The sequence below is a fragment of the Asinibacterium sp. OR53 genome (genome assembly GCF_000515315.1).
GTDB lineage: Bacteria > Bacteroidota > Bacteroidia > Chitinophagales > Chitinophagaceae > Sediminibacterium.
This window is the reverse complement of record NZ_KI911562.1, coordinates 735,311-756,331: the sequence shown is the minus strand read 5'-3', so window position 1 is coordinate 756,331 and position 21,021 is coordinate 735,311. Positions and strand designations below refer to the sequence as shown.

The following is a 21,021-nucleotide window of genomic DNA, read 5'->3' as shown; positions in this document are numbered from 1 at the left end:
ACATGAAGAGAATATTTCTGTCATTGCTTTTGCTGATTACCTGTCTTGCCGTTGTTCAGGCTCAGAAACCTGCGGCAGCCGATACCACTTCCAAAAACGATAAACAACAGAACGCCCATAAAAGAGCGGTTGAGGTTGAATCGTCTGTTGTTACCAAAAACGAAATTACGATCAAGGGACAGCGAGTGCCTTATAAAGTAGTTGCTGGCACCCTGCCGGTATGGGATGAAGAGGGAAAGCCCATTGCTGGTATTTTCTATACTTACTATGAGCGGTCCGATGTAAGCGATCGTTCTGCAAGACCCCTCATGATCTCTTTCAATGGAGGTCCCGGAACCGCTTCTGTATGGATGCAGATCGGTTATACCGGACCAAGGATACTTAAGGTTGATGACGAAGGCAATCCTGTACAACCTTATGGTCTCAAGGATAACCCGAATTCGATCCTGGATGTTGCAGATATTGTTTACGTAGATCCCGTCAATACCGGCTTCTCCAGGCCTTTGTCGAAAGATGTGCCTACGTCCAAGTTTTTTGGTGTCAATGCCGATATCAAATACCTGGCTGACTGGATCAACACTTTTATCAGCCGTTATAAACGTTGGGCTTCACCCAAATATCTTATTGGGGAAAGTTATGGTACTACCCGTGTATCCGGGCTGTCGCTTGAACTACAGAATGCACACTGGATTTACCTGAACGGGGTTATACTGGTATCACCTACTACATTGGGTATCGAAAGAAACGGACCGTTAAGCGCCGCATTGCGGTTACCTTATTTCGCGGCAACGGCCTGGTATCATAAAGCGCTGGCATCTGATCTGCAACAAAAAGACCTGACGGCTGTTTTGCCTGAAGTAGAAAAATTTACGGTGGATGAATTCATTCCTGCACTTGCGCTCGGTGGCTCTTTAACGGAGAACAAGAAAAAAGAGATTGCCGAAAAAGTTGCCCGCTATTCCGGGATAGGAGTGCAGCAGGTATTGGATCAGAACCTTGATGTTCCTGCAGGATATTTCTGGAAAGAATTGTTGCGCAGCAAGGGACAGACCGTTGGCCGTCTTGATTCGCGCTACCTGGGTATCGATCGTAAAAACGCGGGCGACTATCCCGATTATAATGCTGAGCTCACATCCTGGTTGCATTCATTCACTCCGGCCATCAATATGTACCTGAGAGAAGAATTAAACTATAAGACTGATCTGGACTATTACATGTTTGGTCCCGTTCATCCCTGGGATGGTAGTAATGACAAAACAGGTGAGAACCTGCGCCAGGCGATGGCCGAAAACCCTTACATGCACTTATTGGTACAATCTGGTTACTATGATGGGGCCTGTGATTATTTCAATGCGAAATACAGCATGTGGCAGATGGACCCCAGCGGCAAACTGAAAGACCGTATGAGTTGGGAAGGTTACCGCAGCGGACACATGATGTACCTGCGCAAGGAAGACCTGGCTACGAGCAATGAACGCCTTCGTGAATTCATTAAGCAATCTACTCCTAAGCCCGGGCAGGCGGCTAAGTATTAGCAACCCTCTTTATATCGGCTCCAAGGCTCCTGAGCCTTTCATCGATATATTGGTACCCGCGGTCGATTTGTTCAATGTTCTGGATGATGCTTTTGCCCTCGGCGCTCAATGCGGCAATGAGGAGGGCCTGTCCTGCGCGGATATCGGGACTGGTCATGGTAATACCCCGCAGGTTCTGTTTCCTGCCAAGGCCAATTACGGTAGCGCGATGCGGATCGCAGAGAATGATCTGCGCGCCCATATCGATTAGTTTATCGGTAAAGAACAAACGGCTTTCGAACATTTTCTGATGAATGAGTACACTGCCTCTTGCCTGTGTAGCTACTACCAATACGATACTTAACAGGTCGGGCGTAAATCCGGGCCAGGGATGGTCGTATATCGTGAGAATGCCTCCATCCATGAATGTCTGTATCTCGTAAACGTCTTGCGAAGGGATATAAATATCATCGCCCTTTATTTGGAACTGAATACCCAGTTGCTGGAATTTTTCGGGAATAACGCCAAGGTGTTCCACGCCTGCGTTCTTGATGGTGATCTCGCTTTGCGTCATGGCCGCCAGCCCAATAAAGCTGCCTATTTCGATCATATCGGGCAACATGCGGTGCGTAGTGCCACCGAGCTTGCCTACTCCTTCGATGGTGAGGAGATTACTGCCGATACCGCAGATGCGCGCACCCATGCGATTCAGCATTTGACACAGTTGCTGCACATAAGGTTCACAGGCAGCATTATAAATAGTAGTGATGCCTTCAGCCAATACGGCTGCCATGATAATGTTGGCAGTGCCGGTAACAGAAGGTTCATCCAACAACATATATGCACCACGTAAACGCGGCGAGCTCAATTTGAAGCAACTGTGTAACTCATCGTATTCAAATCGCGCGCCCAGTTTTTCAAAACCGATGATATGCGTATCCAGCCTTCTGCGCCCGATCTTATCGCCGCCCGGCTTGGGTATATAGGCTTTTCCGAACCTGGCCAGCATAGGCCCCGCGAGCATTACGCTTCCGCGAAGGCGGCCGCCTTTTTTCCTGAACTCATCGGAAGCCAGGTAATCTGCGTCTATCTGGTCGGCCTGGAAGGTACAGGTATGTCTGTTGCTGCGGGAAATTTTAACGCCGATCTCATCGAGCAGTTCAATGAGCAGATTAACATCCAGTATATCGGGTATATTGGCGATGGTAACGGGTTCGGCGGTCAGCAACACGGCTGACAGGATTTGTAATGCCTCGTTTTTTGCCCCTTGCGGAACAATTTCTCCTTTCAGTTGTCTGCCTCCCCTTACTTCGAAGGAACTCATGTAGTTAAGTTGTTATTGAGCCATTGCCTATGGAGCAACTATTACATTAATTAAACCGTTTCTTGAACTGCCGGTTCTTATTGTTGTTGCGGTTTCCGTTATTGCTGCGGTTGTTGTTATTATTATTCCGGTTGTTGCGGTTGTTTCTGCCGCCAAAATTCTGTTGCCAGCGGCCGCGGTTTCCGGTACTATAATCATCACGCTCGAAATTCTGGTTGCGGTGTTTGATAAAAGGGGTGTTGCTGAATTCCAGCTCACCGCCGGTGATATTGTTCAACTCGCTGCGGATGGCATCGTCGTGCACCAGTTCTTTATGCCAGTTGCTGTAAGCCAGTTTCATGTAATAAGCAATGGCATGGGCAAAACCTGCTTTCTTTTCAGCGTCTTCCTGTTTTAACGCTTTATCGATGACCATTTCCAGGTTCTTACCCAGGTGGGCATATCTGGGATTACGCTTCGGATAAGGAAGCGGATCGGGCTTTTGCTTGTAAGTCTCTCTTTGGGGGATGGGGTAAGGACTGTCTACATCCAGGCTGAAATCACTGATGAAAAACAGATGGTCCCACAACATGTGCTTGAAATCATCTACGTTTTTCAGGTGCGGGTTGAGAAATCCCATCAATTCAATCACTGACTGTGCCTGTCGCTGTCTTTTTTCGCGGTCTTCTATGGTAAGCAGGTATTCCACCATCTTCTGCACGTGGCGACCATATTCCTTCATGCCCAGGTAATTCCTGCTGGTATTATATTCCATGTAGTATTCGTTCTTCGAAGCAAATGTACTCATTTATTTTATCTCTATCTTCGCTCCCATGGAACAGTTAGTGCAACAGATAGAGGCGTACAAGCAGGAAATGGCCGCTTATGAGGCTGCGACTGCCGAAGCGGTGGAGGCTTTTCGCATCAAATACCTGGGAACCAAGGGACTGGTAAAAGAAGTGATGGGGGAAATGAAGAATGTGCCGAATGAACAGAAAAAGGCATTCGGACTGGTATTGAACGAATTCAAGCAGTTTGCTGAAACACGTTACGAAACGCTGAAATCCCTGGGTGCGCAGGAAGACCATGTACACGGTAACCAGATCGACTGGTCATTACCCGGAGATCCTGTTGCCGTAGGTTCACGCCATCCGCTCAGCCTGGTGCGGAACCAGATCGTATCTATTTTTAAACGGTTGGGTTTTGCTGTGGCCGAAGGGCCTGAGATAGAAGACGACTGGCATAATTTCGGCGCGATGAACCTGCCGGAAGACCATCCGGCCAGGGATATGCAGGACACTTTTTACATCAGCCGCAATCCCGACTGGTTATTGCGTACCCATACCAGTAGTGTGCAGGCAAGGGTGATGGAAAAACAAAAACCGCCCATCCGGGTGATATGTCCGGGCAGGGTGTATCGTAATGAAACAGTCAGCGCCCGCGCCCATTGTTTCTTCCACCAGGTAGAAGGTTTGTATATCGATGAGCATGTAAGCTTTGCCGACCTCAAACAAACACTTTACTTTTTTGTGCAGGAAATGTTTGGAAAGAATGTGAAAGTGCGCTTCCGGCCAAGTTATTTTCCTTTTACCGAGCCCAGCGCCGAAATGGACATCAGCTGTCTGATCTGTGGTGGCGAAGGATGCAATATTTGCAAACATACCGGTTGGGTAGAGATATTGGGCAGCGGCATGGTGCATCCGAAAGTGCTCGAGAATTTTGGTATCGATCCGAATAAATACACCGGTTTTGCTTTTGGAATGGGTGTGGAAAGAATCACCCAGTTGAAATACCAGGTGAACGACCTGCGCCTTTACTCCCAGAACGACCTGCGCTTCCTGAAGCAGTTTACCGGGGCGATCTGAACCTAGCCTATGATACATGCTACCAAAGGCATTGTGTTGCGTACCGTGAAATATGGCGATACAAGCGTCATTACCACGGTATATACCGAATTGTTTGGGGTGCAGAGTTATATTGTAAAAGGGGTGAGGCAAAGCAGTAAAACCTCAGCGGGCAAAGCAGTTTATTTTCAGCCGGCAGCCATACTGGAGATGGAAGTGTATCACAACGAACTCAAACAATTACAGTTTGTGAAAGAGTTCCAGTGGGCTTATCTCTACGAGAGATTATTGTTCGATGTGATGCGGAATGCAGTTGCCATGTACGTGATAGAACTGTTACAGCATAGCCTCAAACAACCGGAAGCCAACCCGGAATTGTTCTACCTGATAGAAGATACCCTTAAACAACTCGACAAAGGCTCAGATACACTCGTAGCCAATTTACCATTGTATTTCATTCTCCACCTGGGAAGTGAATTAGGTTTCCAGATGCAGGGCACTTATCATGCACAAACACCGGTGCTTGATTTACAGGAAGGAATTTTTATCCGGGAAAAACCTGCACACCCTTATTACATAGAAAGCCGGTTGGCCGAGGTAGCCGGTCAATTGTTATCGTTACAGTTTTACAATGATCTTGATCATATATCGTTGAACAGGCAAATAAGACGGGAACTCTTACAAGCTTTTCAAACCTATATTGCACTACATGTAGCTGATTTTGGTGAAATGAGGAGTCTGGGTGTTTTACAGGAAGTATTGAATTAGTTGTCAGAGGATGTCTTTTCTAACAACTAACAACTATCAACTCCTATAATATCCTCCGAACAGTAGTAGCTTCATCAATCTTCCCATCACTGCCCTCGAGTAATACAACGCCCGGCCTCTTGCCTTTGGCAAAGCTTCCCAGTTCATCTTCCATCTGCAATGCTTTTGCGCCGTTGAGGGTTGCCCATCGCAATAATTCGTTGAGCGGCACCTGGGGGAAATATTTAGTGATCGATTGAAGTTCTGCAAGAATACTTAGGCTGTGGTTACTGGCCAGGCTGTCTGTGCCCAACACGATGGTACAATCGTAGCCGCGCAGGAGTTGAACCGGAGGAACACTGTTTTCGATATAACGGTTTGCATTGATGCATAGGCAATGAAACAGGGTCTGCCTGTTAGCGATTGCCTGGCTTTTAGCAAATAACAGGTCGGGCTCTTTAGTGAATGTATTGTGAACGAGGAGTACTTGCCGGGCATTCGATAACTGGCTGTAATAAGATTGCAGACTGGTCTTGCCAGTGGGTTTAAAGAAAGCCGTATCCAATTGCATCATTTCATACATACGGGAGAAACCGCCGCTGCCTTTTTCGAACAGTTCATCTTCGAAAGCCGTTTCCTGGTTATGTATGGTGATGGTTTTATTGTTGAAATGAGGTTGTAACAAATGCCACAATTCTTCGGAAACCGAATAAGGCGCATGGGGGGAGAGCGAACGAGGATTACAGGCATTCAGGTTTTTGAATTCCTGGTAATACCCGAAAGACCGTTGGAATCGCTGTTCTGCCAGGGCGGGGAGCCAGCCGCTTACTTCAATGAAATTATAATATGCCAGTTGCTGTAACTGTTTTTGCGGAATGGTGAGTGTATTGTTACAGATATCCCCCACCGCTACAATACCGTTTTGCAGCATTTCATCTTCTGCACGGGTAATATGTTCCAGTATTTCAGCATCAGGGAAATGCCGTTGGGTGATCACATGGAAAACAAAATCGACCAGTCCTGTTTGTTCGGGTATCAAACCCTTCATGTGACTGAGCTCCAGGTGACAATGACAGTTGATAAATCCAGGTGAAAGGATGCCCTTGTAAGATTCAACGTTATCACCGGCATCTGCCAGGGATACCAGGTCTTTGATGACCCCGGTTTCATCGATAACCAGTACAGCATCATTACCGCGCATCTCCGATCCGGTAAAAAGCTGTGTTGCCTGGAGTTTTCTGAATGCCAAAATGCTAGGATTGAAGTTTATATTCTTTGATCAACGCTTCAACAGGGATGTGCAATATCTCACTAAATTTCCGGATCATCGTTAAAGAAAGCGGTTGTTTATAATTCAACACCTTGCTTACGGTGCCTTTGTCTCCGTATGCTTTGGCAAGATCAGTGGCTTTATAGCCAAAGTCTTCCATTCGAATTTTAATGAATTCGATGGGGTCTAATTCGGGGAGAGAAGATGTTCTGTCTTCATAACGATCGATGAGGTGAGCGAGTAACATTTTCTCCCTGTACTCCATACTGCCTTTTTCAGCGTATTTAATTTCCTGAAAACGCTCCATGGCTTTTTGGTATTCGGATTCGTTTTCGATAAAGAACCAATCTGACATAATTCAATATTTATACAGTTAAAGGATCGATTTTATCATATTCCGTATGCGTGCCGATGAACCTTACTTCCACCAACCCATCTTCATAAAACACTTCGGCAATCAGACGGTATTTATTGTGTTGTATCTCGAATCTTGCCCTGTTATTGCCCAGGACTTTTGCATTGGGAAAAGAAAAAAGTATATCCTGTTTCTTTTTCCAGGAAGCTTCTTTGGTTGCTTTTTTCCATGCTGCCAGACTTTTTCTTGTAGAAGCATGAGCAAGAGCAAAAGAATCCAGTAACCTTCCGTTGATAATAAGCATAAGTAATGGTTTGTACCTGCACCTTTGCTTACTAGCATAAAGCAAAGGTATTAAAAGTTGGTAAATTGCCAACTTTTAAGGCAATTAAATAATGTCACAAATATGAATAGCTATGCTCCGGCTGTAACGGAGCGGGTAAAATAGACGTGATGATTTTCGAGACGCTATTTTTTTATTGATTATCAGTCATTTGTAAAGGCATCATTCAAAATACTTTGCAAAATCCTTGGAAAATCGATTACTGTGGCCGTACCTTTGCCGTCCATTTAAAAACCGTCGGGATAGCGCCGGTTGAACAAAAAAATAAAGATCATGAGTAAACTTCATTTCACTACAAAGCATGCGAATGCGGCTACCGTGCAGCACAACTGGTACGTGGTTGACGGTACTAATCAAACCGTAGGTCGTATTGCATCCAAGATCGCTGCTGCTCTTCGCGGTAAGAACAAAGCGTATTATACACCTCACGTAGACTGCGGTGATTATGTCATTGTTATCAATGCAGAAAAGGTAGTCTTCACCGGTAACAAGTTCGAAGACAAACAATACATCAACTTCTCTGGTTACCCCGGTGGTAAGAAAGAAGAAGCTGCCCAGGACCTGATCAGGCGTCGTCCTGAAGTGATCATGGAAAGAGCGGTAAAAGGCATGCTGCCTAAGAACCGCCTGGGTCGCAAAATGATCAAGAAACTGTTCGTGTATGCTGGTCCCAACCATCCGCATGCTGCACAGCAACCCAAAGAATTTAAATTCTAAATCAACCGTTTTAAAACACTTTAATTCCAACATAAATGGAAAAACAAAAAAACGCAGTTGGTCGCCGTAAAGAAGCCGTTACCCGCGTATTCATCAGCAAGGGTGAGGGTAAGATCACTGTAAATGACAGGGACTATAAAGAATATTTTCCGCTGGTATACCTGCAGAACCAGGTGGAAGCTCCGCTGAAAACTGCCGATGTGTTTGGCAAGTACGATGTGGTAATCAATGCAACCGGTGGTGGTTTGAAAGGCCAGGCCGAAGCAGCCAAACTGGGTATTGCCCGTGCATTGCTTGAAGTGAATGCTGAATTCCGTCCTGCGCTGAAAGCAGAAGGTCAGTTGAAGCGTGATCCCCGTGGTGTTGAACGTAAGAAATTCGGTCACAAGAAAGCACGTAGAAGCTACCAGTTCAGCAAGCGTTAATCGTTGGCTCCTGTGGTTATTATTAAACTATAACAACTTATACAATCAATACAATGGAAAATAACACTTCACTGCAACAACAACTTCTGGAGGCCGGCGTACACTTTGGTCACCTGAAAAAGAAGTGGAATCCCAAGATGTTGCCTTATATCTTCGCTGAGAAGAAAGGCATCCACATCATCGATCTGAATAAAACAGTGGACCACCTGCAGGAAGCGGCTGCTGCTGTTAAACAAATTGCGAAAAGCGGTAAGAAGATCATGTTCATTGCTACCAAAAAGCAGGCGAAAGAGATCGTGAGCGAGTGCGCTAAGCGTGTGAACATGCCTTATGCTACCGAGCGTTGGCTGGGTGGTATGCTTACCAACTTCAATACGGTTCGTAAGAGCGTTAAGAAAATGCAGAGCATTGAAAAAATGCTGGCAGATGGCAGCGCCGACAGCCTCACCAAGAAAGAGCGTCTGACTTTGAGTCGCGATAAGGATAAAATGGAAAAAGTATTGGGCGGTATCGCTCAACTGGGACGCCTGCCGGCTGCTTTGTTCCTGGTAGACATCGGGCATGAACATATTGCACTGGCAGAAGCCAAGCGCCTGGGCATTACTACTTTTGGTATGGTTGATACCAACTGCGATCCCAATAAAGTAGACTTTTCTATTCCTTCCAACGACGATGCCACCAAGTCTATCGCTATCGTTGTAAACTATATCGTAGCAGCTATAGCTGAAGGTTTGGCAGAACGTCAGGCTTCTAAAGATGAAGAAGAAACAGAAGAGAGCAATAACGAAAATGAGGCGAAGGCCCGTCGCCTCGAAGCAGAAGCCCAGTCTGAATCTGGCCGCGGGGGCAGACAGCGTGGAAGCGCCGATGCAGGTGGACAAGGACAACCCAAACGTCGTGTTCCGGGTAACCGTCGCCCTGCCGGTGGTGGAAGCAGATAATCATCCTGAATGAAATATTCGTTGGGTCATTACGTCATTCTCTTATGGGTAATGGCATGATGACCCAATTTGTTTGATCCGCTGCTACTGATTTTTATTTCATTAAACCATAATGTTGGTATCCGGGTGCAGCTATTAGTTTTGCTCACACCGCATCCATAATAACGTTTCAAAATTGTAAAAGAATATGAGTACTGCAACAATTACAGCCGCAGAAATTAATAAACTCCGCCAGGCTACCGGCGCCGGCATGATGGATTGCCGCAAGGCCCTCACCGAAACAAACGGTGATTTTGAAGCAGCGATTGACTGGCTCCGCAAGCAGGGTCAGAAAGTAGCTGCCAAGCGCAGCGACCGTGAAGCGAAAGAAGGTGTGATCATTGCAAAAACATCTGCTGATAACAAAACCGGTTTCATTGTATGTATCAGTTGCGAAACCGACTTCGTTTCTAAAAACGCAGACTTTGTTGCCTTCGCGCAAAGCATCGCCGATGCTGCCGTAGCCAACAATGTGAACAGTGCGGAAGAGCTGAATGAAGTGGTGATCAATGGCGCTAAAGTATCTGACCTGATCAACGATAAACTCGCAGCCATTGGTGAAAAGATCGGTGTTGCGAAATTTGAAAAAATCGAAGCGCCTTATGTAGCTTCTTATATCCATGGCGCTTACCGTATGGGCGTGCTGGTTGGACTGTCAAGCGAAGCTGCTGAAGCAGGAAAAGACATTGCTATGCAGATCGCAGCGATGAATCCTGTAGCGGTAGATGCCGACTCAGTTCCTGCCGATGTGATCGAAAGGGAAAGAGCTATCATCGTAGATACCATGAAGCAGGATCCTAAAATGGCCGGTAAGCCCGATGAAATGATCTCCAAGATCGCTGAAGGCAAACTGAATGCTTTCTTCAAAGAGCAAACCTTGCTGGCACAGGCTTTTGTGAAAGACGGTGGTAAGAGCGTTGGCGAGTACCTGAAGAGTGTAGGAGCCGATCTGAAAGTAACAGGTTTTAAACGCGTTGCACTGGGATAAGGGCAATGCCGTTGTAGCATAATTGAAGGGGTGGTACTGATACAGGCCACTCCTTTTTATTTTCTGTTTGGCGACTCATTAAAAATTCAGGTTATTTGCAGTCGAATCAATAACCTCCTCATGCTCCCCAAGTTCAAGCGTATTCTCCTCAAACTCTCCGGTGAAGCCTTATTAGGCGACCAGCAGAATGGTGATCCTTTTAACCCCCGTATCATTGAGCAATATGCACAGGATATCAAAATGGTGACCGACCTGGGTGTTCAGGTAGCCATTGTGATCGGCGGGGGTAATATTTACAGGGGTATGAATGAGGCTGAAAGTGGTATCGAACGGGCGCATGGCGATTACATGGGTATGCTTGCCACAGTGATTAATGCGATGGCTATGCAGGCGATGCTGGAAAAGATCGGCGTGTATACCCGTTTGCAAAGCGCCATCAATATGGAGCAGGTGGCCGAGCCGTATATCCGCCGGAAAGCCCTTCGTCACCTGGAAAAGGGGCGTGTGGTAATTTTCGGTGCGGGTACCGGCAACCCTTATTTTACTACCGATACAGCGGGATCACTGCGTGCTATTGAAATGAAAGCAGATGTGATATTGAAAGGAACGCGCGTAGACGGTGTCTATAATGCAGATCCCGAAAAAGACCCTTCAGCAAAAAAATTCGATACGGTAAGTTTCCAGGAATGCATCAACCAGAACCTGCGAGTGATGGATATGACCGCATTTACGCTCTGCATGGAAAACAAGCTGCCCATCATTGTATTCGACATGAATAAACCAGGCAACCTGTTGAAAGTGGTAGAAGGCATGCGTGTTGGTACCCTGGTAAGCTGAACTCATCCGTTGGTGTAATTTTTGAGGATGCATCAACAGCAGCCCGGTAATTTCACAGCACATGAAAAAATTATTGTTTGTTTTCCTGACGGCCCTTGCCATGGAAGGGTATTCGCAGCAGTCACTGTCGCTTTCCGATGCTGTTAATACTGCATTGAAAAACAGTTTCGATATCCGTTTGGCTAAAAACAACCTGGAGATCAGCAACATCAATAATAACAGCGGTGTGGCAGGAGCTTTACCGGTAGTGAGTGCAACGGCAGGCGATAATGAACAGCTCACTACCATCAACCAGAAATATGCAGACGCTGCGCGTGATGTGAAAAGGAACAATGTAGGCTCCAACAACTTAACGGCGGGTATTACTGGCAGCATTTTATTATACAACGGGTACCGGGTAGTAACAACCGAGAAGAGACTGGGTGAACTACAGCGCCAGAACCAGCAATTGCTGAATGCCCAGATACAGAATACCATTGCGGCGGTTAGTGTGAAATACTATGATATTGTACGGCAGCAGCAACTCCTGCAAACCATTCTGCAATCCATTGAAGTATCGAAACAAAAATTATCCATACTGCAGGTACGCAAAGAAGCAGGCCTATCGAACAATGCAGATATATACCAGGCACAGCTCGATCTCAATACATTGGTGCAGTCAAAACTCAGCCAGCAACTGGTAATCCATCAGGCCAAAACAGATCTGCTCAACCTCATCGTTGCAAAGCCCGACTCTTCCGTGAATATTACCGATACGATTGTGGTAGACCGTTCCATTCGCCTGGATAATATCCGTTCTGCATTGAAAGATAACCCACAGTTACTTTCTGCTGCCAGCCAGGTGCAGATCAATGCGCTCATAGAAAAGGAAACAGCCGCCCTTCGTTATCCCTCCCTGCGTGCCAATACCGGGTATAATTTCAATAGTAACAAGAGTAGTGCAGGTTTCAGCCTGCTGAACCAAAGCTATGGCCCTTTTGTTGGAATCAGTTTATCAATACCCATCTATAACGGAAGTGCCAGCAAAAGACAACAACAGGTAGCAGAAATCAATACGCGCAATGCCCTTATTCAACGCGATAACCTGGCGCTCAGTCTGGAAGCGGGCGCTGTAAAGACTTTTCAATCTTACACTAACGCGTTGGAGCAATTACAGACCGAGCAGGACAATTATCGCCTCTCGGGCCAGTTGATGGACCTGGTATTACAGCGTTTTCAGGTGGGGCAGGCCACCATCGTTGACGTAAAGCTGGCGCAGCAAAGCTTTGAAGATGCAGGCTACCGTTTGATGAACCTCAACTATATGGGCAAAATTGCTGAAACAGAATTGAAGCGTCTCTCCAACCAGTTGGCTCCCTGATACATGCACTTTTGCCATTTCTTTAACAACGCCCGGCAGTCATTGCCGTATCAGTCATTCACTCCAATTTATACTGGAAGGAATAACACAGGATGGAAGATTGGTGCATATCAGTAAATTGCTGTAATAAATGCATTGATCATACCTAATTGTTCTTTCATGCAACCCCTCATCCATTCGAAGCTACACAATGTAGGCACAACTATTTTTACGGTTATGAGCCAGCTGGCTGCAGAGCATGGGGCAGTGAACCTGGGCCAGGGATTTCCCGACTTCCCCATGAGCGAGGAATTGGTTTCACTTGTTAATGAAGCCATGCGCAACGGATGGAACCAGTACACGCACATGAACGGACTGCCTTTGCTGCGGGAAAGACTGGCCGCCAAAGCCGGGCAACTTTATGGCGCTGTCATTGACCCTGACACACAAATAACGATAACACCTGGTGGTACTTATGCTATTTATACAGCACTCACCACTGTATTACAACCAGGCGATGAAGTGATCGTTTTTGAACCGGCTTACGATAGCTATATTCCCAATATTGAAGTCAATGGCGCCAAACCGGTATTGATACCACTGCAATACCCTGGTTATTCGATTCCCTGGGATGAAGTTCGCGCAAAGATCAGTGGCCGGACCAGGATGATCATGATCAATTCGCCGCATAATCCTACCGGTAGTGTGTTGCGTGAAGAAGATATGCGGCAGTTACAGGAGATTGTTGAAGGAACCCATATCATTATCCTAAGCGATGAAGTGTATGAGCACCTGATATTCGATGGCATAGCCCACCAGTCGATTTTGCGTTACCCAGCTTTGCTTGAGAGAAGCTTTGTATGTTTTTCTTTTGGCAAAACCTATCATTGCACCGGTTGGAAAATGGGTTATTGCATCAGCGCCCCCAGCCTGATGCAAGAGTTTAGAAAAGTGCATCAATTCAATTGTTTCAGTTGCGATACATCCAAACAAGTAGCGTTAGCTGAATACATTACACATAAAGACGCGTATCTTTCATTGAATGACTTCATGCAGCAAAAGCGCGATTATTTCCGGAAACTGATGGCAGCAACACCATTCCGGTGCATTCCTTCGCACGGCAGTTATTTCGAATGCTACGGATACGGGCATTTCAGTAATGAAACCGATAAGGAGTTAGCTATCAGGTTAACACGGGAATATGGCATTGCCACCATTCCCGTATCGGCCTTTTATAAAGAAGGTAAAGATGATAAAGTGCTGCGCTTTTGTTTTGCTAAAAAAGAGCAGACATTAGAAAAAGCAGTAGAGAAGCTGGTTTACCTGGGTTAATAAAAAAGCCGCCAGGCTTGTGTCTTCACAAACGTTGGCGGCCGGTTGATTATTAACCAAAACTATGTTAGAACCAACTGCCGGTAAAAGCAGCGTTAACATTCTTATCGTTCCTCAATCTTCTTTCTCTTTTCTTCCTGGCAATACGGTGCCTGATGAGCGCCACTACCATCAAGAACAGGAATATGATGGTGAGCGGCGGAATACCCATGAAGCTGATCCATTTACCGCCGAACATGTTACGCATGGGCCTGCGCAGGCGTTCTGCAATGAGGTACATGCTGGGAACGATGAACAGGGTCATGAAGAAGGCGAAGGCGAGACCGAATATGATGGTCCAGCTCAACGGCTTCCAGAATACCACGTTATCACCTCCGAAGAAGATATGCGGATTGAGCTCAGAGAACAGTGTGATGAAGTTGATGTTGAAGCCGGTCGCGATGGGAATGAATCCGAGTATCGCCGCAAGCGCGGTCAACAGTACCGGAATGATACGTGTTTTACCTGCCTGTATCACTGCTTCCTTGGTTTTGATACCGCGGGAGCGCAACTCATCGGCGAATTCAATCACGAGGATACCGTTCTTCACCACAATACCTGCGAGACCAACGATACCCAGTCCTGTCATCAATATCGATACCTCCATTCCGGTGATAGTGAAACCGATGAATACACCAATCACACTGAAAATGATCTCGGTGAGGATGATCACCGGTTTGCTCACACTGTTGAACTGCAATACCAGTACCAGCAGGATCAATCCGAGTGCAATAGCCAAAGCTTTGCCCAGAAATGCGCCTGTCTCAGCCTGTTGTTCACCTTCACCTGTTTGCTTGATGGTTACATTATCAGGCTTCTTGTTGAAATTGGCAATATGTTTGGCCAGTACCTGGTTTACAGCCGTTGCATTGTAACCTTTTGTGGTCAATACATTCGAACGCAAAGTGATCAGGCGCTTCTGGTTCTTGCGTTTCACGCTTCCAAGGGTAGAAGTAGGTTCTACTTTTACCAATGCACTGATAGGAATATTCTTCACTGCACCGCCACTGGCCATATCACGGAATGAAACGCGCATGTTCAGCAGATCAACGAGACTTTTTCTTTGCAGCTCGTTGTTGCGCAATTGTATTTTATATTCTTCTTTACCTTCTTTGATCTTCGATACTTCTTTTCCGAACAAAGCAGTACGTATCTGAGACCCGATCTGGGCAGAAGAAACACCTTCGATCAGGGCGCGGTCGCGGTCTACCGTAAGGGTGATCTCTGGGTTTTGGAGATCCACATCCATCTTCAACTCTTCCACACCAGGCACCTGTATGCTGTCGAGATAATTCTTGAGCGCAGAGGCGGTCTTGATCAGGTCATCAAATTCTTCACTGGCAATTTCAATATTGATGGGAGGATCGGTGGGAGGTCCGCCTTTCTCCTGGTCAACACTGATCTCGGCGCCGGGAATACCTTTCATCTCTGCGCGGATCTTATCAAGATAAGGCCGTGTAGAAACACCATGCCTTTTCTCGAATTCCACGAATGATACCTGTATCCTTCCCAGTTCGCTGCGTGTACTACGGTCGCCACTGGCAGGGTCGCCCGCACCGATGGCCACGTTGCTGATAATACTTTCCACTACGGGGTTTTGTTTGCCGTTTTCAACGCCCAATACTTTGTTCACACGTGATTCCAGTATGCGGGTAATGGAATCGGTATAAGCTACATTCGTTCCTACCGGCAATTTGAGATATACATAGATCTGGTTGGGATCTCCCTGCGGGAAGAAAGTAATAGGTATCCTGCCTGAACTGATGCTGCCGGAGAATGCAAAGAAGGAGACAAAGAACAAAGCAATGGTTCCTAATAAAAGGTGCACGGGTCTCCATCCTTTCAACGCCCAGCGGAGCAAACGTTCATAGTGATTCATGATCCAGGGCAGGGCTCTGTTCTGGAATGAGTGGATGGCTTTGTCGAGCACGAAACGGTTTAAGATAACGAGCAGCATGAAGAAGATGAGCAGGTTGCCCCAGAAAGGAGCGCCGGCCAAATCCAGCAACAAGCCTACACCAATAGCAATCCAGAAACCTTTCTTTTTAAAGATGGCGCCAGGCGCTTCCTTGCTCTCATCATCGGCATGGGCCATGAAGTCTACGGCGAATACCGGGTTCATGATGAATGCTACCACCAATGAAGCGGCCAGCGTGAATATGAGCATGGTGGGTAAGTACACCATGAACTTGCCAATGATACCCGGCCAGAAGAGTAGCGGGAAAAAGGGAGCCAACGTAGTAAGCGTACCAGCCAATACCGGCACAAATACTTCGCCCGCAGCCATTCGTGCAGAAGTCGTAATCTGTAGCCTGCCTTTTCCTTCCGTGAAAATACGGTGGGTGTTTTCGATCACCACAATCGCGTCATCCACAATGATACCGAGACCGAACAACAAGGCAAAGAGCACAATGAAATTCAGTGTCACGTGTGTGCCTATGATGAGATCGGCACCCGGTAAGAACACGAAGGCCACGAACATACTCAATGGTACCGAGAGCGCTACGAAGAAGGCATTGATGACCCCCATGAAGAACATGAGTACAATTAATACCAGTACGAAACCGATCACAATAGAGTTCACCAGGTCGTTGAATGATATCCTTGTTTTGATACTCATATCACCGGTGATCACTGCTTTGAGGTCTTTAGGAAACAGCACGCCTTTGGCATTTTCCACTACTTGTTTCACACCATCACTGGTTTCGATGAGGTTTTCACCACTGCGTTTGATGATGTTCAGGGTTACCACATTCTTGCCATCGAGGCGGGCATAGCTTTCTTTTTCCTTGGTGGTATCGATCACCCTGGCAATGTCTTTCAGGTAGATGGGAGCGCCGCTGGTGTTGCGAACGATGATCTTCTCAATATCCTTGGCTGTTTTCAGCTGTCCTTTCAATTGCAGGTTACGCTTCATATTACCCACATCAAGCAAACCGCCGGATATATCCATGTTCTCGCGCTGTACGGCAGCATTGATATCATCGAAAGTGATACCGGAACTCTGCATGCGGTAATTGTCTACATTGATCTGAAATTCCCTTTCCGGAGCGCCTACGATATCCACGCGGGTGATCTGCGAAAGGTCTTCCAGCTTGTCTTTCAGGTCATCGGCATATTTCTTCAAGCGGGGAAGATCATAATCGCCACTCAGGTTTACGTACATGATGGGCTGCTCACTGAAGCTTACTTCCAATACGGTAGGCTCTTGTGTAAGATCGTTGGGAAGGTCCTGCTTTGATTTGTCCACCGCATCTTTCACTTTCTGTAACGCCACATCGGTCTTTACATCGGTGTCAAATTCAACAATGATGGCAGAATAATCCTGCTGCGATGTACTGGTGAACTTTTTGATCTTGGCTCCGGTGATTCCCTTGATTTGTTTTTCGATAGGCCTCGTAACCAGGTTTTCGATGTCTTTCGGAGAGTTACCTACATAAATGGTTTGAACATAAATAGTAGGGATCACAATATCCGGGAACTGTTCTTTGGGCAACGTAACAAACTGGAATATACCTGCAATACTCACGAAGAGCATCATCAGGTAGATCGATGTTTTGTTTTTGATACTCCAGGTAGTAGGCCCAAACTCTTTGAACTTGTGTTTGATATTTTCTAATACGCTCATATAAATAGTTTGGTATTGGTCTTAGACAGTGGGTTATTTGTTTTCCGTTGTGATGAGCTGGCCTTCATACAGGCTCTGGAAACCATCGGTAACGATCAGGTCTCCTGTTTGCAGTCCTGATTTGATTTCCATTTTATCGCCATAGAATTCACCAATCACTACCGGTCTTTTGTGAGCGATCATTTTGCCATTTTCTTTAACAGCCACCATTACGTATTTGCCTTTATCGTCCGATTGAATGGTATTGACAGGAGCGGTGATAGATTGTGCTTTGGTGTAATCCTGTATCTGCACAAGCGCCACCTGGTTGGGATGAAACGCAGCATCGGAAGGTATCCTGGCTTCTGCAAAGAAACTCCTGTTGGTAAGATCGATGAGTTTACCGGCCACACTGATTTTGGCATCAAGTGTGCGATTGATATCGGGCAGGTTTACTTTCACTTTAGTGCCTACGGTTACTTTACCAAGATAATTTTCCGGTACCTGTGTGGTTACTTTCAGGTCGGATGTGTTCACGATCTTTATTTGCGGACTGTTGCCGGCGATACCTGCAAAAGTTTCACCTACGCGGATGTTCACATCTTCAGCCACACCATTCACATCGCTGTAAATAGAAGTATAATTCAGTTGCTCTTTGGCGATCTTGATTTGTTCATCGCTGGCTTTCATCTGGCTCTCTACATTGTCAACATTGTTCTTAGCAGTGATGAGTTGTACTTCAGTACCGATGTTCTGGTCCCAAAGATTTTTCTGCTTCTGGTACAAGTTCTTCAGGTACGCCAGTTGTGTTTTGAGTGTCTCCTGGTTCTGCTGTGCTGCGGCCAGGCTCTGGCGGGGGATGGCGTCTTCGAGTTTCAGCAACAGCTGACCTTTCTTCACTACATCACCTTTTTTCACATACACCGCTTTCACTACGCCAGGCGCACCTTTAGGAGCCACATAAGAAATATTTACCGCTTCAACCCTTCCCTGGAGGTCAATATAATGCACAAAGGTTTCGGGCTGGATGGCAGCAATGGTTACCAGCTTGGCCTTTTCTTCTTTGGCTGCGGCGGGATCGGTTTTGGCGAGTTCTTTTTCCAGTGTTTCAATTTGAGCATTGATACCGGCCTGCTGTTTTTTGAGCTCGGCCAGTTTTGTTTGCTTTTCACTGGTTGCATTGTTGTCTGACTTGGCTCCGCAAGACGCCAGGGTAATAGCGGTTGCCATGAGCGCCAGTTGTACTATCTTTTGCATATACTCGGTTTTAGGTTGGTAGTGATTATAATTTTCCTATTGCTTTCAGGTAATCCACCTTCGCAATGATGGCGGTATACAAAGCGTTGATATAATTAGTTTGAGCAGTAACGAGATCTGTTTGGGCAGAAGTGATTTCTGTATTCGAGCCCGAACCTATTTCGTATTTCTTTTTGGTCTGGTTGTACACATCTTCTGCCAGGTCCATGTTTTTCTTCTGGTAACTCATAGTGGAGATGGCAGAACGGAAATTGATCCTGGCCTGCGCTACTTCATTGTCGATAGACAATTGGAGATTATCGATCTGGTTATTGGTTTGTGTCAGCTCCATCCTCGACTTTTTAATCCTGGAATCTTTGGCAAAACCGTCGAAAATAGGAATGGAAATATTCAGCCCTACATACGAAGTGGTAAACCAGTCGCCTTTTCCAAAAAAATCGAATTCATTACGCTGGGCATTTTTGCTGTAAGCGCCGGTCAATGAAAGGGTGGGGAAATAACTCAGCTTGTAACGCTTGATATTGAACTCGTTTAGCTTCTTGGCCAGTTGCAGGTATTGAAATTCCTTTCTGTCGGAGTACTGGTAGCTGCTGTCATTCGTAAAATCTTCCTTGATCTGATCGTCCGTGATCTTGTCGGTTAGCACGAGGCTGTCTTTAATGGGCATACCCATAAGTGTTTTCAGTCCCAGGTAGCCAATATCGATATTGTTGAGCGCTTTGGTTTTTTCAGTTTGCAGATTGGCAACCTGCACAGCGATCTTATCAAGGTCCAGCTTTTCTGCAAAACCATTCTTGTACAACTCACGCGTATCATGATCCAATTTATTCAACCGGTTGATATTGGCATCGAGCAGCGCGATCTGTGTTTTGCTTACAACGAGCTGGTAGTATATTTTATAAATATTGGTCTTGATGGCCTCCTCGGTTACTTCCGCAGATTTTTTACGCCATTCCAGGGAAGTGGCCCTTGCCTGCAGACCAATGAATACCTGTCCGTCGAACAACAGTTGCTGAAGCTGTATGCTGGCAGTAGAATTGTATTTGGTACCGAACTGAACGGGGATATAAGTTCCGCGCGGTTGGCCGAACACTTCTCCGGGCAACAGTGAAGTAGGTATCTTCAGGTAATCAGTTGCTCCGATCGATCCTGTTACGCTGGGCAGGGCTGCAGAAGTAATATCCCTGTTGCTCTGCTGCTGGATGCTGATATCGAGCAGGGCGTTCTTTACCTGTACATTATTTTTGTGTGCATATTCCACAGCCTGTTGAATGGAAAGTTCATGTATGGCCCCCGGTGCTTGTGCAAAACCCGTGCTGCTGAACAATGCCAGACAAAACAGCCAAATGGTTGTTGATCCTCTTTTACTCATAGGTTACATTTTTTGTCTTTAATCGTTGTTGCTTGTATTTCTGGATGAGCTTCAGTCCTTTCGTCGTTACCAGTCCGTATAAAAAATTATCCGTGATCTCTTCCATCACCTGCGGCAGCGTATACTTTCCTGTAGAGAACAACTCCGGGTTGAACAAGAGGAATGTAGTAGCTAACCGGTAACGGGTCATGATATCCGTATTGATCTCGGGCCGGTACAACTCATCTCTAATGCCTTTTTCCAAGTTGCTTTTGATCACATCGTACAGGAAGCGGTTTTTGTGCTCACTGATTTTCTGAAAAGCCCTGGCATGGTATTTTTCAAGGTCGAACATCAGGGAAGGATTCATACTTTTGAGCAATTCCTGCAGCATGTCAACGGCCAGGAAGATCTCGTGAACGGGATTTTCCGATTTTTGACGATGCACACTGCAATCTTCCCTGGTTCTGCTGATCTCAATGTCTATCACACTTTCTACCAGCGCATCTTTATCGGCAAAAAACTGGTAAATGGTTTTTTTGCTCATGCCCAGGTGGTTGGCAATTTCGTCCATGCTTACGCTACGGATACCGTAACGCATAAACAGCTCGTGTGCTTTTAGTACAATTCTTTCTTGTATGTCCATGACTCACATTTCGGGCCGTAAAACTATGGAAACTTTAATCGTTGCTAAAGTTTCCGGCCTTTTTTCCCTGATTTTTTGTGTTGAACGGTTGAAAAATAAGATGAACGCAAACTGGGGAGACGTGCCA

General features: G+C 46.2%; 19 protein-coding genes. 10 read left to right on the top strand and 9 right to left on the bottom strand.

The window, feature by feature from the left end:
- The first annotated feature begins 2 nt into the window (after positions 1-2).
- On the top strand, positions 3-1,535 hold the full coding sequence (locus SEDOR53_RS0103230; protein ID WP_026768422.1) for a S10 family peptidase: 1,533 nt from the start codon (positions 3-5) through the stop codon (positions 1,533-1,535).
- On the opposite strand, the gene murA is transcribed toward SEDOR53_RS0103230, so the two are convergent.
- Together murA and SEDOR53_RS0103220 are read right to left on the bottom strand one after the other, a co-directional pair.
- The gene (murA, locus tag SEDOR53_RS0103225) at positions 1,525-2,838 is read right to left on the bottom strand and encodes a UDP-N-acetylglucosamine 1-carboxyvinyltransferase (RefSeq protein WP_026768421.1); all 1,314 of its coding nucleotides are present in this window, start codon (positions 2,836-2,838) and stop codon (positions 1,525-1,527) included. The genes SEDOR53_RS0103230 and murA overlap by 11 nt on opposite strands.
- Before the next feature lie 46 nt (positions 2,839-2,884).
- Entirely contained in the window at positions 2,885-3,625 is a 741-nt protein-coding gene (locus tag SEDOR53_RS0103220; RefSeq protein WP_026768420.1) for a DUF4290 domain-containing protein, read from the bottom strand.
- A 25-nt stretch (positions 3,626-3,650) separates the two neighbouring features.
- Between SEDOR53_RS0103220 and pheS the strand changes: the two genes are divergently transcribed.
- A complete protein-coding gene (pheS, locus tag SEDOR53_RS0103215; protein ID WP_026768419.1) occupies positions 3,651-4,682 on the top strand; it encodes a phenylalanine--tRNA ligase subunit alpha in 1,032 nt (343 codons plus the stop codon).
- Between the two features lie 9 nt (positions 4,683-4,691).
- Positions 4,692-5,429 (top strand): DNA repair protein RecO, encoded by a 738-nt coding sequence (recO, locus tag SEDOR53_RS0103210; protein WP_026768418.1) that lies wholly within the window; start codon positions 4,692-4,694, stop codon positions 5,427-5,429.
- Between the two features lie 43 nt (positions 5,430-5,472).
- Here the strand turns inward: recO and SEDOR53_RS0103205 are convergent, their stop codons facing one another.
- Genes SEDOR53_RS0103205 through SEDOR53_RS0103195 form a run of 3 tightly spaced genes read right to left on the bottom strand, consistent with a single transcriptional unit; the run spans position 5,473 to position 7,337 of the window.
- Positions 5,473-6,657, bottom strand: a complete 1,185-nt coding sequence (locus SEDOR53_RS0103205) for an amidohydrolase family protein (RefSeq protein WP_026768417.1) — start codon at positions 6,655-6,657, stop codon at positions 5,473-5,475.
- A gap of 4 nt (positions 6,658-6,661) precedes the next feature.
- The gene (locus tag SEDOR53_RS0103200; protein ID WP_026768416.1) at positions 6,662-7,033 is read right to left on the bottom strand and encodes a type II toxin-antitoxin system HigA family antitoxin; all 372 of its coding nucleotides are present in this window, start codon (positions 7,031-7,033) and stop codon (positions 6,662-6,664) included.
- A gap of 10 nt (positions 7,034-7,043) precedes the next feature.
- Positions 7,044-7,337, bottom strand: a complete 294-nt coding sequence (locus SEDOR53_RS0103195; RefSeq protein WP_026768415.1) for a type II toxin-antitoxin system HigB family toxin — start codon at positions 7,335-7,337, stop codon at positions 7,044-7,046.
- Positions 7,338-7,649: 312 nt separating this feature from the next.
- On the opposite strand from SEDOR53_RS0103195, the gene rplM reads away from it, so the two are divergent.
- The 7 genes from rplM to SEDOR53_RS0103155 all read left to right on the top strand — a co-directional run bounded on the left by rplM (position 7,650) and on the right by SEDOR53_RS0103155 (position 13,994).
- A complete protein-coding gene (gene rplM / locus SEDOR53_RS0103185; protein WP_026768414.1) occupies positions 7,650-8,093 on the top strand; it encodes a 50S ribosomal protein L13 in 444 nt (147 codons plus the stop codon).
- Between the two features lie 35 nt (positions 8,094-8,128).
- The gene (gene rpsI, locus SEDOR53_RS0103180) at positions 8,129-8,518 is read left to right on the top strand and encodes a 30S ribosomal protein S9 (protein WP_026768413.1); all 390 of its coding nucleotides are present in this window, start codon (positions 8,129-8,131) and stop codon (positions 8,516-8,518) included.
- A 53-nt stretch (positions 8,519-8,571) separates the two neighbouring features.
- Positions 8,572-9,459 carry a 30S ribosomal protein S2 gene (gene rpsB, locus SEDOR53_RS0103175; RefSeq protein WP_026768412.1) on the top strand — a complete coding sequence of 296 codons (888 nt, stop codon included), beginning with the start codon at positions 8,572-8,574 and terminating at the stop codon, positions 9,457-9,459.
- A 187-nt stretch (positions 9,460-9,646) separates the two neighbouring features.
- The gene (gene tsf / locus SEDOR53_RS0103170) at positions 9,647-10,486 is read left to right on the top strand and encodes a translation elongation factor Ts (RefSeq protein WP_026768411.1); all 840 of its coding nucleotides are present in this window, start codon (positions 9,647-9,649) and stop codon (positions 10,484-10,486) included.
- Between the two features lie 120 nt (positions 10,487-10,606).
- Entirely contained in the window at positions 10,607-11,323 is a 717-nt protein-coding gene (gene pyrH, locus SEDOR53_RS0103165) for a UMP kinase (RefSeq protein ID WP_026768410.1), read from the top strand.
- Between the two features lie 61 nt (positions 11,324-11,384).
- Complete coding sequence (locus SEDOR53_RS0103160; protein WP_026768409.1) at positions 11,385-12,683, top strand: TolC family protein; 1,299 nt, start codon at positions 11,385-11,387, stop codon at positions 12,681-12,683.
- A 159-nt stretch (positions 12,684-12,842) separates the two neighbouring features.
- Positions 12,843-13,994, top strand: coding sequence for a methionine aminotransferase (locus SEDOR53_RS0103155; RefSeq protein ID WP_026768408.1), 1,152 nt, complete (start codon positions 12,843-12,845; stop codon positions 13,992-13,994).
- A 67-nt stretch (positions 13,995-14,061) separates the two neighbouring features.
- Here the strand turns inward: SEDOR53_RS0103155 and SEDOR53_RS0103150 are convergent, their stop codons facing one another.
- Genes SEDOR53_RS0103150 through SEDOR53_RS0103135 form a run of 4 tightly spaced genes read right to left on the bottom strand, consistent with a single transcriptional unit; the run spans position 14,062 to position 20,894 of the window.
- Positions 14,062-17,661, bottom strand: a complete 3,600-nt coding sequence (locus SEDOR53_RS0103150) for an efflux RND transporter permease subunit (RefSeq protein WP_026768407.1) — start codon at positions 17,659-17,661, stop codon at positions 14,062-14,064.
- 33 nt (positions 17,662-17,694) lie between these two features.
- A complete protein-coding gene (locus SEDOR53_RS0103145) occupies positions 17,695-18,897 on the bottom strand; it encodes an efflux RND transporter periplasmic adaptor subunit (protein WP_026768406.1) in 1,203 nt (400 codons plus the stop codon).
- 25 nt (positions 18,898-18,922) lie between these two features.
- Entirely contained in the window at positions 18,923-20,269 is a 1,347-nt protein-coding gene (locus tag SEDOR53_RS0103140) for a TolC family protein (protein ID WP_051416469.1), read from the bottom strand.
- Positions 20,262-20,894, bottom strand: a complete 633-nt coding sequence (locus tag SEDOR53_RS0103135; RefSeq protein ID WP_026768404.1) for a TetR/AcrR family transcriptional regulator — start codon at positions 20,892-20,894, stop codon at positions 20,262-20,264. The genes SEDOR53_RS0103140 and SEDOR53_RS0103135 overlap by 8 nt, the downstream gene beginning before the upstream one ends.
- Between the last annotated feature and the right edge of the window lie 127 nt (positions 20,895-21,021).

Excerpts from the sequence above, each read along its gene's own strand:
- SEDOR53_RS0103135 (WP_026768404.1), bottom strand. The coding sequence starts at position 20,894 with ATGGACATACAAGAAAGAATTGTACTAAAAGCACACGAGCTGTTTATG.
- murA (WP_026768421.1), bottom strand. The coding sequence starts at position 2,838 with ATGAGTTCCTTCGAAGTAAGGGGAGGCAGACAACTGAAAGGAGAAATT.
- SEDOR53_RS0103160 (WP_026768409.1), top strand. The coding sequence starts at position 11,385 with ATGAAAAAATTATTGTTTGTTTTCCTGACGGCCCTTGCCATGGAAGGG.
- SEDOR53_RS0103155 (WP_026768408.1), top strand. The coding sequence starts at position 12,843 with ATGCAACCCCTCATCCATTCGAAGCTACACAATGTAGGCACAACTATT.
- rplM (WP_026768414.1), top strand. The coding sequence starts at position 7,650 with ATGAGTAAACTTCATTTCACTACAAAGCATGCGAATGCGGCTACCGTG.
- SEDOR53_RS0103150 (WP_026768407.1), bottom strand. The coding sequence starts at position 17,661 with ATGAGCGTATTAGAAAATATCAAACACAAGTTCAAAGAGTTTGGGCCT.
- SEDOR53_RS0103145 (WP_026768406.1), bottom strand. The coding sequence starts at position 18,897 with ATGCAAAAGATAGTACAACTGGCGCTCATGGCAACCGCTATTACCCTG.
- SEDOR53_RS0103220 (WP_026768420.1), bottom strand. The coding sequence starts at position 3,625 with ATGAGTACATTTGCTTCGAAGAACGAATACTACATGGAATATAATACC.
- SEDOR53_RS0103200 (WP_026768416.1), bottom strand. The coding sequence starts at position 7,033 with ATGTCAGATTGGTTCTTTATCGAAAACGAATCCGAATACCAAAAAGCC.
- SEDOR53_RS0103195 (WP_026768415.1), bottom strand. The coding sequence starts at position 7,337 with ATGCTTATTATCAACGGAAGGTTACTGGATTCTTTTGCTCTTGCTCAT.
- SEDOR53_RS0103140 (WP_051416469.1), bottom strand. The coding sequence starts at position 20,269 with ATGAGTAAAAGAGGATCAACAACCATTTGGCTGTTTTGTCTGGCATTG.
- rpsB (WP_026768412.1), top strand. The coding sequence starts at position 8,572 with ATGGAAAATAACACTTCACTGCAACAACAACTTCTGGAGGCCGGCGTA.
- SEDOR53_RS0103230 (WP_026768422.1), top strand. The coding sequence starts at position 3 with ATGAAGAGAATATTTCTGTCATTGCTTTTGCTGATTACCTGTCTTGCC.
- recO (WP_026768418.1), top strand. The coding sequence starts at position 4,692 with ATGATACATGCTACCAAAGGCATTGTGTTGCGTACCGTGAAATATGGC.
- rpsI (WP_026768413.1), top strand. The coding sequence starts at position 8,129 with ATGGAAAAACAAAAAAACGCAGTTGGTCGCCGTAAAGAAGCCGTTACC.
- pyrH (WP_026768410.1), top strand. The coding sequence starts at position 10,607 with ATGCTCCCCAAGTTCAAGCGTATTCTCCTCAAACTCTCCGGTGAAGCC.
- pheS (WP_026768419.1), top strand. The coding sequence starts at position 3,651 with ATGGAACAGTTAGTGCAACAGATAGAGGCGTACAAGCAGGAAATGGCC.
- tsf (WP_026768411.1), top strand. The coding sequence starts at position 9,647 with ATGAGTACTGCAACAATTACAGCCGCAGAAATTAATAAACTCCGCCAG.